Annotated in this window: 9 protein-coding genes; 6 read left to right on the top strand and 3 right to left on the bottom strand. The window is 41.2% G+C overall.

The features are described from left to right. Positions 1-5 precede the first annotated feature (5 nt). The 4 genes from AABJ44_RS13415 to AABJ44_RS13430 are packed head-to-tail and all read left to right on the top strand — an operon-like array spanning position 6 to position 3,241. Complete coding sequence (locus tag AABJ44_RS13415; protein WP_338369553.1) at positions 6-1,211, top strand: 4Fe-4S binding protein; 1,206 nt, start codon at positions 6-8, stop codon at positions 1,209-1,211. Further along, complete coding sequence (locus AABJ44_RS13420) at positions 1,208-2,353, top strand: hypothetical protein (protein WP_338369554.1); 1,146 nt, start codon at positions 1,208-1,210, stop codon at positions 2,351-2,353. Before AABJ44_RS13415 ends, AABJ44_RS13420 begins: the two co-directional genes overlap by 4 nt. 7 nt (positions 2,354-2,360) lie before the next feature. Beyond that, positions 2,361-2,798, top strand: a complete 438-nt coding sequence (locus AABJ44_RS13425; RefSeq protein ID WP_074645369.1) for a LytTR family DNA-binding domain-containing protein — start codon at positions 2,361-2,363, stop codon at positions 2,796-2,798. Continuing rightward, the gene (locus AABJ44_RS13430; RefSeq protein WP_338369555.1) at positions 2,795-3,241 is read left to right on the top strand and encodes a DUF3021 family protein; all 447 of its coding nucleotides are present in this window, start codon (positions 2,795-2,797) and stop codon (positions 3,239-3,241) included. The genes AABJ44_RS13425 and AABJ44_RS13430 overlap by 4 nt, the downstream gene beginning before the upstream one ends. On the opposite strand, the gene AABJ44_RS13435 is transcribed toward AABJ44_RS13430, so the two are convergent. Then, the gene (locus AABJ44_RS13435) at positions 3,219-4,418 is read right to left on the bottom strand and encodes an LL-diaminopimelate aminotransferase (RefSeq protein WP_338369556.1); all 1,200 of its coding nucleotides are present in this window, start codon (positions 4,416-4,418) and stop codon (positions 3,219-3,221) included. The genes AABJ44_RS13430 and AABJ44_RS13435 overlap by 23 nt on opposite strands. 9 nt (positions 4,419-4,427) lie before the next feature. Then, complete coding sequence (gene dapF / locus AABJ44_RS13440) at positions 4,428-5,291, bottom strand: diaminopimelate epimerase (RefSeq protein ID WP_338369557.1); 864 nt, start codon at positions 5,289-5,291, stop codon at positions 4,428-4,430. A gap of 248 nt (positions 5,292-5,539) precedes the next feature. Here dapF and AABJ44_RS13445 point away from each other — a divergent pair, with 248 nt between their 5' ends. Next, entirely contained in the window at positions 5,540-6,682 is a 1,143-nt protein-coding gene (locus AABJ44_RS13445) for a carbamoyl phosphate synthase small subunit (protein ID WP_338369558.1), read from the top strand. A gap of 13 nt (positions 6,683-6,695) precedes the next feature. On the opposite strand, the gene AABJ44_RS13450 is transcribed toward AABJ44_RS13445, so the two are convergent. After that, a complete protein-coding gene (locus tag AABJ44_RS13450) occupies positions 6,696-8,786 on the bottom strand; it encodes a methyl-accepting chemotaxis protein (RefSeq protein WP_338369559.1) in 2,091 nt (696 codons plus the stop codon). 207 nt (positions 8,787-8,993) lie between these two features. On the opposite strand from AABJ44_RS13450, the gene carB reads away from it, so the two are divergent. Beyond that, positions 8,994-12,155, top strand: coding sequence for a carbamoyl-phosphate synthase large subunit (gene carB / locus AABJ44_RS13455; protein WP_338369560.1), 3,162 nt, complete (start codon positions 8,994-8,996; stop codon positions 12,153-12,155). Positions 12,156-12,184: the final 29 nt, after the last annotated feature.

Genomic DNA, 12,184 nt, shown 5'->3' on the forward strand with positions numbered 1-12,184 from the left:
CTATTATGATTTCAAGTATTATTTTAAGCAGCTTAATGTTTTTTATAATTTTCTTCTTTGTTATTCTGATGAATAATTTTGCACTTGCTGCAATTATTTATGCGGCTTTTCTTTTCTTCCTTTACGCAAGGATGACTTTTTCTGAACGCAAAAGAGCCGGAAGCGGAGTAATCTACCGTCGTATTTTCCAGACAGTTTTTGCAGTTGGTTTTTGTATTGCATTCATCACTGACTTACTTGCTGAACGCGGAAGCATGGCAATCACAAATCAGGCAATGAGTAACTCAGAACTGCCATTCTGTCATATTGCAATTCCACAGGTACTCGTGCCTCTTATGATTACAAAATCAATTATCTTCCCTGCAAGAATTTCAGGACACTACGCAGCCGTTGCAAGTATGTTCTTAATCTGGTTCATCTGCACAATTACTATCGGCCGCGGCTGGTGCAGCTGGGTATGCTTTTACGGTGGCTGGGAAGACGGTTTTTCACGCATCGGAAAAAAGCGCAGAATAAATCTGCTTCCTAAAAATAAAGAAATCAGAGAAATCAGCTTTGGCTTTTTCATGTTTATAATTCTTTCTTCTTTATGCGAACTTGCCTGCACTTATTGTGAATGGTTCTGCCCTTTCAAACTTGTAACTGAATACAGTCCTGTTACTTCCATTCCAAGCCTGATTGCAACCATTATGTTTATCGGACTTTTTATCGGTCTGGTTGTTGTTCTTCCAATTCTCACAAAGAAAAGAACTCAGTGCAGTGCTCTCTGTCCGTTTGGAGCATTTGCATCTCTTACCGACCGCTTCAGTATTTTTCAAATTAAGATTGATACAGACAAATGCTCGGGCTGTATGAAGTGTGCAACCGCATGCCCGTTCTGTGCCATCGATATCAAAACAATTCAGGATAAAAAAGGTCACCCGGAAATCACCTGTGCAAAATGCGGAGAATGTATTAAGGCCTGTCCTAACAAAGCAATCTCTTATGATTTCCGCTTCAATCTTAAAAAAGGCGGCTGTAACTGCGGCTCAAAATCATCAGCTCCAAAGACAAAGTTCGGACGTGTTATTCAGGAACTTCTTCATCCGGCACAGCTCTTCCGTTTTGCAGCCTTTACTTTTTCTGTAATCATGTCTTCGGGATTTATGATTAAAACACTCAATATTATTTTCAGTCCGCTCGCAGCTTTAATTTCAGGAGGTGCAAAATGAGTAAAACTGTAAAAGAGCTTTTTGCTGCCATCAGCCATAAATATCATGTACTGACAGCTGTATTTACCTGCTTTTTTGGAATTGCATTATTCTTTATTTTTTCTTCGACCATGACGAGTTTTGTCGGCTCATTCCTGCATGTACATCCCTCATATACTGGAGGAGAAATTGCAGGAGATTTTGTTACCCCTGTAGAAAAATATGACCTTGTCAGATATACGGTTTATCAGCCTGTAATAAATGCAAAATGGCAGCAGAACGCAGAATACTGGCAGCTGATGCTTGAGTTTAAGAATCGAGATGCCGGTAATCAGAAACTTATGATTTACATAAAGTTCACTGAGCCGGAATCTGTTACAGACTATGATATTGCACTTCAAATCTCTGACGGAGAAGGAAAAGTTTATGACAATAACGGCACTTACCTCTGCAGCTCTGAATATTATTTATTAAACAATGGATCTACAATCAAACTTCGTATTCCTCTTCAGGATAAAAAAAAACAGACAGTCCTTGGAGCTAAAAAAACTTATCACTATATAGAAGCCGATAAGAGCGTGACATCTTCACCTCTGGAAGTAAACATGGAAGTCAGAAAAAACTCCAGGAAAGAAAAGGCAGAAAATGCTGCATATGTAAAACATGTAAAAGAATTGTATGCACAAAGCAGAACCGCAGAAACTTTCACAACACAAGCTTCAGACGCACCTTCTTCTGATGATATTGATGCCTGTCTTTCTTATTACAGTCAGAAACTGGAAGCAAATCCGGAAGATTATCTAAGCATGGTTTATTACGGAATGTATTATGCAATAAAGGGAGGGCAGTCAAATATTATGTCTGCAGTATCCCTTGTAAATAAGGGCTTTGAATATATGGATAAAGCTGCAGAACTTTCTTACAACAAGCCTGATGAAATTGAAGTTCTTCTGACAAGAGCCTCTGTAAGTGCTTCTGTACCGGAACAGGTTTTTGCAAAATCAGAAAGTGGAGCTGAAAACTTTATCCGCATTGTTTCCCTCACTGATGACATAAACTTAAAAGCATACTGTTATGTAATGGCTTATGAGTGTTACCAGAAGTGCGGAAAAGATTCAAATGCATTTCTTTCATTGCAAGAAGCAAAAAAGGTGTTACAATAGATTCATAATGAAAGTTACTATTCTTGAAAAACAAGCCGGCGAAGAAGACGAGCTTATCGTAAAATGCGATTACCTTGATGAAAGCCTCACAAAACTGATAAATCAGTTTAAGGGCAGCAAAGGAAAAATGAATTTTTATAAAGATTCTAAAATCGTTTTCGTTGAACCGGAGGACGTTCTCTATTTTGAATCTGTAGATGACTCAGTTTTTGCTTACACAACGGATTGTGTTTACGAAACAAAGTCAAAACTGTATCAGCTGGAAGCAGAATTACCGGCCAGTATCTTCTTCCGCGCCAATAAGGCAGTAATCGTGAATCTGGATAAAATCGACAGTCTTGCCCCTATTTTCGGTGGGCGCTTTGAAGCCATTTTACAGAACGGCTACAAGGTTGTAATTTCACGAAATTACCTGAACACATTAAAGGAGTTATTAGGTTTATGAAAAACTCAGATGAAATAAAAGAAATGATTTCTATAATGATAAATATTGCAACTCGAGTAATCACAATGATTTTTGTAATCATAGCAGTATTCTATCTGGTTATAGGTGATGCCGATTTAATTAAGTTTTCTTTAGAAGACATTTGTGGAATTCTGGTGATGGGTCTGGCTTCGGGTCTTGCATTCGGTCTTTTTTACATTAAGAAAAATACAACTACAAAACAGTCTATAATCATTCATATAATTTACTTTTCAATTTTGAATGTTGTACTGCTTTTGATTGGCTTACATCTTGGATGGTTCAGAAAAGAATTATCGTCTCTTATTTCAATGGAGATTATGTTTGTTGCAGTCTATGCTGTTGTAACACTTCTTGTTTATCTTTTTGACTTCAATGAAGCCAAAAAGATAAATCAAAAACTTAACGACCGAAAGAAGCTTTAATTCTTTCGATTGCTTCGATAGTTCGCTCGCGGCTGCCAAAACCTGTAAGGCGGAGGTAGCCCTCACCCTTCTGTCCAAAGCCGCTTCCCGGTGTTCCTACTACCTGACTCTTTTCAAGCAGTTCATCAAAGAAGCTCCAGCTTGTATAACCTTCTGGAATCTGAAGCCATACATATGGAGAATTCTTTCCACCAAAAGCCTTAAAGCCTGCAGCAGTTACACCTTCAAAAATAAGGCGTGCATTTTCACGATAGAAACTCAGATTTTCCTGAATCTGTTTCTGTCCTTCTTCAGAATAAATTGCAGCAGCACCACACTGAGTAATATAAGAAACTCCGTTGAACTTTGTTGACTGGCGGCGCATCCAAAGAGCATTTAATTCAGTTCCATCAAAAACAAGTTCATGAGGAACAACAGTATAACCGCAGCGTAAGCCGGTAAAGCCTGCTGTCTTTGAGAAAGAACGCAATTCAATTGCACAGGTTTTTGCTCCCTCAATTTCGTAAATTGATTTTGGAATATCTGGTTCAGTTACAAAAGCTTCATAAGCAGAATCAAAAAGAATTACACTATGATGAGCATTTGCATAATCAACCCATTTTTTGAGATAGCTCTTTGGTGCAACTGCTCCAGTTGGATTGTTAGGGAAGCAGAGGTAGATGATGTCTGCAACAGGTGCATCATCTGAAGGAATCTCTGGTAAGAAACCAGTCTCTGCAGAACAAGGCATTATGATGATATTGTTCTTTCGTCCATTCATAATGTTTGTATCGATATAAACAGGATAAACAGGATCACAGATTGCAACAGTGTTGTCAGTTGCAAAAATGTCACCAATGTTTCCGCAGTCAGACTTAGCACCATCTGAAAGGAAAATCTCATCCAGTTTCATATCGATTCCACGCTTTGTATAATCCCATTCCAAAATCTTTTCACGCACAAAATCATAGCCCTGCTCAGGCGGATATCCGCGGAAAGTTTTTGCATCTGCCATTTCATCAACAGCTTTATGCATGGCATCAATAACAACCGGACAGATTGGCTTTGTAACATCACCAATTGAAAGTTTGATTACATCTGCTGATGGATGCGATGCGATAAACTCGCGGGTCTTTTTATTAACAGTTGAGAAAAGATAGCTCGCTTCGAGGTCTAAAAAATTCTTATTTATTTTCATTTTGTTCTCCTATAAATCAACGTTTCCTGTAAATACATTTTCTGCAGGGCCGGTCATAAATACGCTGTCTCCCTCGTTGCCGCTCCACTGAATCTCAAGATCTCCACCAAGCAGATGCACTGTGATTTTCTCGCCCGCATCAACAAGGCCGTTCAGAATTGCAGCAACTACAGTTGCACAGGTTCCGGTTCCACAGGCAAGTGTCTCGCCGGTTCCTCGTTCCCATACACGCATCCAGATTGTGCGGCGGTCTTCAACATAAGCAAACTCGGTATTCGTACGCTCCGGAAAAAACTTATCGTTTTCAAAAAGCGGGCCGATTTCGCAAACCGGGAATTCAGAAGGCTTTTTATCAATGAACACAACTGCATGTGGATTTCCCATTGAGACGCAGGTTGTTTTGTATTCAACATCAGCAATTGTCAGAGGATGTTGAATTACCCGGCCACCCTTCAACACAACAGGAATCTTTTCCGCTTCCAGAATAGGACTTCCCATATCTACTGAAAGTTTTGTTACCTTATCGCCTGGTTCGCCTTCTTCCACTTTCAGGATTTTTACTGCGCCCATAGACTCAGCAGTAAACTCGCGGCCCTTAGTGTAGCCTGCATCATATACATATTTCCCAACGCAGCGGATTCCGTTACCGCACATCTGGCTTCGGCTTCCGTCGGCGTTGTACATCACCATTTCAAAATCAGCTTTTGTACCTTTTTTGATGATGATGATTCCATCTCCGCCGATTCCAAAATGACGGTCTGACAACTTTATGGCTGCCTGCTTTTCGCCTTCAGCACCACCCGGAAAATCTTCCTTTGTGCAATCAAAATAAATATAGTCGTTTCCACAACCATGCATTTTTGTAAACTTCATGATTACCTCACAAAAACAAAAAGAGGTCGTAGACAAATTTCCCCCGGGAAACTTATCTACGACCTCTTTGCCGTTATTTTGTTTTAACTTTTCAATAGAAAAAAGTCAATAGTAGTACTATTGAATACTACTAAAACTCTTGACCATACCTTTCATACGCTGTATAACATTAAAGAACAAAGGCGTTCATTCGATTTGCAGACTTATTGTCTTTAAATGGAATGAACGTCTTTTTTTTGGAGAAAATCATGAAGGCGTGGTTAATATTAGCAGACGGAACAATCTTCGAAGGTACCTCAATCGGGGCAACCGGTAAAACTATCGGTGAAACAGTTTTTACAACCGGCATGACCGGATATCTGGAAACTCTCACCGACCCAAGCTACTTCGGTCAGATTGTTACCCAGACTTTCCCGCTCATCGGAAACTACGGCGATATTCCGGTGGACTACGAAAGTAAAAAATGCTGGGTACGCGGCTATATTGTTCGCGAACTCTGTGACCTGCCTTCAAACTTCCGCTGCGGCGGTACACTAAGCGACTTTCTGAAAAATCAGAACATTGTCGGAATCTGTGGAATTGATACCCGTGCCCTTACAAAGCGCCTCCGTGAATCCGGAGTTATGAACGGTATGATTATCAGCGGTGTAGAAAGCTGTCCTGCCGTAACTGAAGCTCTCTTAAGAGAAATCAAAGCATATAGAATTGAACAGGCTGTTGAAAGTGTTCAGCAGAATTCTGTCGGGGGCGTTACGGGGGTGTCCCCCGTTGAGAGGGTAGCGACCAACGAAGTGGGCGCGCAGGGAGAGACTTCTCCCTCAAAATCCATTGTACTTTGGGACTTTGGAGCAAAAGCAAATATTCAGAGAGAACTTGAAAAACGCGGCTGCCACGTAACTGTTGTTCCATGCACTGCCACTGCTGACGAGATTCTCGCTCTAAATCCAGATGGACTTATGCTCAGTAACGGACCTGGAGACCCGGCAGACAATGTTCAGATTATTGAAGAACTGAAGAAGATTTGCGATGCCGGCACTCTTCCAATTTTTGGAATCTGTCTTGGTCACCAGATGCTCGCTCTTGCACGCGGCTGTAAAACCAGCAAACTCAAATATGGTCACCGTGGCGGAAACCATCCATGCAAAGATACGGAAACCGGCAGAGTTTATATTACAAGTCAGAATCATGGTTATGCGGTTGAAAACACTTCAATTCCTGCATACGCAAAAATGAGTTTCTTTAATGTAAATGATGGTACTGTAGAAGGAATTACATATACTGATATTCCGGCTTTCAGCGTTCAGTTTCACCCGGAAGCATGCGGCGGTCCGCACGACACAAACTTTCTGTTTGACCGATTCATAGAATTGATGAACCGGTCAAAGCAGTAATTAAAGAATGTGATTATTCGAAATCATACGAAGCTTCTGTCTTAAACTGTCCGACATCAGAGCCAAGCTGATTTACGTTCTGGTTTAAGGCTTCAACACAATTATCAAGCTGCTTACCGCTATTAACAACACTTCTTGCGTTTCCTGTCATTGAAACAATGCTGTCTCCAACTGCATCAACAGAACTGTGAAGGCCGTTCATTTCATCAAGAACGTGCATACTCTTATCGGCCATATTCTGAGAAGCCTTACGAACATCGTCTGTATTCTTGTCCATTTCAGAAAGCATTTCAATTACGTTACGAGATTCTTCATTCTGTTTTTCGAGGGACTGTCTTATAGACTGAACAAGTCCGTCTGTTTCAAGAATGCGTTCAGAAACTTCATTAAAGGAAGCACTTGATTCCTGAGAGGCTGTAACGATTTCATCAACACTGGCCTTAATGTTCTTAAGCTGATCACCAATTGTCTTAGACTGTGCTGAAGAGGTTTCTGAAAGTTTTCGGATTTCATCTGCAACGACAGCAAATCCTTTTCCGGCTTCACCAGCATGTGCCGCCTCAATAGCTGCGTTCATGGCGAGAAGGTTTGTTTGACTTGCGATATTTGCGATTGCCTGGTTTGCTGCCTGAAGCATTTTTGACTGCTCTTCAATCTGGGCAATTCGTTCATTTACTTTCTTCTGTTTAGAAACTCCCTCTTTTGCCTGTGTATCAAGTGCATTAAATGAAACGGCCATGTTTTCCATAGAGTCACTAACCTGTTCAATGCTGTTTACAAGATGGCTTACTGCGGCAGAAGATTTACTGATTCTTTCTGTCTGTGAATCAATCATCTTGGTTACTGTAGAAATACTGTCCACACTTTCCTGTACAACAAGTGCAGTTTCGTTATAACCAACTGACTGCTTTACAATCTGTTCACGCAGACCTTCAAGATTTTCGCGGATATTTGTCATTGCATCAGAAACTGCTGTAACACTGTCGCGTACATTATCAGAAACTACATCTAGATTGGCACTACTGCATTTAATATTACCTATCATGCTCTGAAGCTTGTTTGCAAATACATTAAAACTGTCTACTACAGTTTTGATTTCTGTTGTTGAACTTTTGATATTTACACGGCGGGTCAAATCTGCATCACCGGCAGAAATATCATGAAGGGCTTTAGCTGTAGAACGGATTGGACGAACAATACCGCGAAGAATCAAAATCAGGAAAATAAAGATTACTGCAAGCAGAACTACAAAAGAGAGTATGATAATCTGTACTGATTTATTAACAAATGAGTCTACTGCTGCTGTTGAACGACCGTAAATAAAATACCAGTGAGTTCCTTCAATCTGTGTTGATTTATAGTAATAAGGAACACCATCCTTTGTTGTACGGATTACTTCATTACTGCCGGAAAGGAACTTATCTGCAATATCGTTATAAGCTCCTTTTTCAATTGTTCTGATATTATCCTCTGCTGTATATTTTTCGTGCGTCGCAAAATATCCAGTATCTGTAAGGATGAACATTCGTTCATCTTCATACTGTTTTTTTTCATTCAATGATTTCTGGATTTTTGATAATGGAAAGTCTACGGAAACAACTCCAAGAGATTTTCTGCTTTCATCAAAAACTTCTTTTGAAATACTTACTACTGAAGTATTAGTTTCAGAATCTGTATAAACATCTGAAAAAACAAAATTGTCTGGATCTGCAAGAGCGCCTAAATACCATGGACGTGTATGTGGATCCCAGCCTGCATCCGGCTCCCACAAAGAACCATCATAATAATGTTCGTTTATAACGCCATAAAAACCTGTGGAATCCACATACGACTTAGTGAAGTTTATAAAGATCTTCAGGTTATCCTCTTCATTTTCATAAGCACCGCTTGCAAATGTATCGGTAAGTGCTTCCAGCAGATTTCGGGGTTTTTGCATTGCACCCATTACATATTCAGAAGCTGCATCACTTGCAGAAATAAGATCATCCTGTGTCTGCTGGCTTGCATAGAACTTCAATCTGTTGGCAGATATGAACATCATTAAAAGAAACAATACCACTGTCGGTATCGAAATCATAAATAGAGAACGTTTTAGAAGTGTCATGATTTTTCTCTCTCTCCTAGTTTTATAAATACGCTTTGTACTTATACATAGTAATTTTACTTCTCAAAACGATTTTTTTCAACTTCAAAAAATACAATAGTAAAAAATCAACCTACTTAACATAAACATTTATTTACGCTATATTATTTTAAGTCAATGGCGACACTATCCTAAAGGGGTGGTGTCGCCTTTTTTTTGGGGTTAATGATGTCACTCAATAAAAACATACACAAAGTAATGATTATCGGTTCGGGTCCTATCGTAATTGGACAGGCAGCCGAATTTGACTACGCCGGAAACCAGGCCTGTAAAGCCCTTAAGCAGCTGGGCCTTGAAGTTTGTCTTGTCAATTCGAATCCGGCAACTCTTATGACAGATCATTCAATGGCAGACGAGATTTATCTTGAGCCGCTTACACTTGAAACCCTTCAGAGAATTATTGAAAAAGAAAAACCTGATTCCCTGCTTTCAACTCTTGGTGGTCAGACCGGTCTTACTCTTAGTATGGAGCTTGCAAAATCCGGCTTTTTGAAATCTCATAATGTACAGCTGTTAGGTGCCCGCCCTGAAACTATCGACAAGGCTGAAGATCGACAGATGTTCAAAGACACAATGGAAGCTATCGGCGAACCTTGTATCCCTTCAAAAGTTGTAACAACATACGAGGATGCAGTTGATTTTGTTCATAACGAAATTGGCTTCCCGGCAATTATCCGACCGGCCTTTACCCTTGGTGGTACTGGTGGTGGAATCGTAAACAACGACCGAGAGCTTGATGAAATTGCCCATAACGGTCTTCACCGCTCACCTATCCATCAGATTCTTGTTGAAAAATGTATTTCGGGCTGGAAGGAAGTTGAGTTTGAAGTTATGCGTGACAGCACAGGAAACGTAATTACTGTCTGCTCAATGGAAAACTTTGACCCGGTCGGTGTTCATACTGGTGACTCAATTGTAATTGCGCCAACCGTAACTCTTGCAGATAAAGAATATCAGATGCTGCGTTCAGCTGCCCTGAACATCATCAGCGCACTCGAAATTGAAGGTGGTTGTAACTGCCAGTTTGCTTTGAATCCGGATAGTTTTGAATATGCTGTAATTGAAGTAAACCCTCGAGTTTCACGCTCATCGGCACTAGCATCTAAAGCAACAGGATATCCTATTGCTAAGGTAGCGGCTCTTATCGCTGTAGGATTTACACTTGATGAGATTCCTAACTTCGTAACAAAGAAAACTAAGGCTTGCTTTGAGCCTGTTCTCGATTACGTAGTTGTAAAAATGCCGAAGTTCCCGTTCGACAAATTCGTATACGCTGCCCGCAAGCTCGGCACTCAGATGAAAGCAACTGGAGAAGTTATGGCCATCGGTCAGAACTTTGAAGAAGCAATTCTGAAAGCCTGCCGCGGACTTGAAGTTGGCGTAAAAGACCTGAATCTTCCAGCCTTTGTAAAAGAAGGTGATGAAAAGATTCGTGAGCGTGTTGGACAGTGCACAGACCAGCGCATTTTTGCCATTTACCAGGCACTTAAGCGCAAGCTTCTCACAGTAGAACAGATTCACGACATTACAAAAGTTGATGAATGGTTCTTGTGGAAACTGGAGAAAATTGCTGCTGCTGACACTTCCGACGCCCTCATCTTCCCACCACGCAGTTTCAAAATGGTTGATACCTGCGCCGGCGAGTTCAATGCAGAGACTCCGTATTTTTATTCGACAACAAATGGAGACAATGAGGCTGAACAGTATCTTCAGGAACTCCATGAAAATAAAAAAGATTCCAAAGGAACTATTGTAGTTCTCGGTTCAGGTCCAATCCGAATTGGACAGGGAATCGAATTCGACTACGCTTCTGTTCAGTGCGTACAGTCGCTGAAAAAAATAGGCTATGAAGTTGCAATCGTAAACAATAACCCGGAAACAGTTTCAACCGACTTCGACACAGCAGACCGTCTTTACTTTGAACCGCTGACACCGGCAGATGTAATGAACGTTCTCGCTGTTGAAAAACCGCTCGGTGTTGTAGTTGCATTCGGTGGTGGAACTGCCATTAAACTTGCAAAATATCTGGACAGTCAGGGAGTAAAAATTCTCGGAACCAGTGCCGATGCAATTGACCTTGCAGAAGACCGTGAACGTTTCGAAGAACTCTGTGACCGTCTGCAAATCAAACGACCTCGTGGTCTTACAGTTTTCACAGAAGTTGAAGCTCTGGAAGCTGCAGAAAAAATCACCTACCCTGTTCTTATGCGTCCAAGTTACGTACTCGGCGGACAGAACATGATTATCGCCCGAAACAGTGCCGACGTAAAGGAATACATGAAAATCATTTTGAGAGCTGGAATTGAAAATCCAGTCCTCATAGATAAATACATGGAAGGACAGGAACTTGAAGTTGACTGTATTTGTGATGGTGAAGATGTATTGATTCCTGGAATCATGGAACATATTGAACGAACCGGTATTCACTCCGGAGACTCAATTGCTGTTTATCCTGGAATATTCACATCAGATATCGAAGAAAAAATTATTCGCCAGTCATCAGACCTTGCTCTGGCTCTCGGTACAAAAGGGCTCGTTAATATTCAGTATCTGATTTATGACGATGGCAGTGGAAACGACCTTTACATCATCGAGGCAAACCCTCGTTCAAGCCGTACAGTTCCGTACCTCAGTAAAGTTTCAGGCGTACCGATGATTGAACTTGCAACCCGCGCAATGCTCGGTGAAAAAGTCCGCGACCTCGGCTATGGCACCGGCCTTTACAGAAAGCCGGATTACTTTGCAGTAAAAGCTCCTGTTTTCAGCTTTGAAAAACTGATGGACGTAGATACACATCTCGGACCGGAAATGAAATCAACAGGTGAAGTTCTTGGAATTGCCGCAACCCGCGAAGAAGCAATTTTTAAGGGACTCGCTGCAGCAGGCTGGAAGATGATAAGACCAAACTCTACAGTAGCTAAGCCTGTTGAAAGCAGCGGAATTCTTTTCTCCGTTCGTGCTTCAGACCTTCCTGAGCTCCCTGCCCTTGCCCGCAAATTCTACGATCTCGGCTTCACTCTTTACGCAACAACCGGAAACGCAGACACAATTGAACGCAGCGGAATGACAGTAACTCACGTAGCAAAAGTTCATGAAAATTACAATGACAACGTAATGACTCTTCTCGAGAGCGGCAAAATTGCATACTTTGTTTCAACTTCCGCTAAGGGACGCGATCCGGTAGCAGAAAGCGTAAAGCTTCGCCGTCTCGCCGTAGAACGCGACATCGACAGTCTCACCGCAATCGATACAGCTAATGCCCTGGCCGATAGCCTTGCATCACCATTCAGCCTCACAAACGCCAGTCTAGTCGACATCAATCACATGTAATATAGGAAAGTTATTTTAGAGAGGAAAGA

It is taken from the genome of Treponema bryantii (assembly GCF_036492245.1).
Taxonomy (GTDB): Bacteria; Spirochaetota; Spirochaetia; order Treponematales; family Treponemataceae; genus Treponema_D; species Treponema_D bryantii_C.

Coding starts and splice junctions, on each gene's coding strand:
- AABJ44_RS13430 (WP_338369555.1), top strand. CDS start 2,795: ATGAAAAACTCAGATGAAATAAAAGAAATGATTTCTATAATGATAAAT.
- carB (WP_338369560.1), top strand. CDS start 8,994: ATGTCACTCAATAAAAACATACACAAAGTAATGATTATCGGTTCGGGT.
- AABJ44_RS13450 (WP_338369559.1), bottom strand. CDS start 8,786: ATGACACTTCTAAAACGTTCTCTATTTATGATTTCGATACCGACAGTG.
- dapF (WP_338369557.1), bottom strand. CDS start 5,291: ATGAAGTTTACAAAAATGCATGGTTGTGGAAACGACTATATTTATTTT.
- AABJ44_RS13420 (WP_338369554.1), top strand. CDS start 1,208: ATGAGTAAAACTGTAAAAGAGCTTTTTGCTGCCATCAGCCATAAATAT.
- AABJ44_RS13425 (WP_074645369.1), top strand. CDS start 2,361: ATGAAAGTTACTATTCTTGAAAAACAAGCCGGCGAAGAAGACGAGCTT.
- AABJ44_RS13445 (WP_338369558.1), top strand. CDS start 5,540: ATGAAGGCGTGGTTAATATTAGCAGACGGAACAATCTTCGAAGGTACC.
- AABJ44_RS13415 (WP_338369553.1), top strand. CDS start 6: ATGATTTCAAGTATTATTTTAAGCAGCTTAATGTTTTTTATAATTTTC.
- AABJ44_RS13435 (WP_338369556.1), bottom strand. CDS start 4,418: ATGAAAATAAATAAGAATTTTTTAGACCTCGAAGCGAGCTATCTTTTC.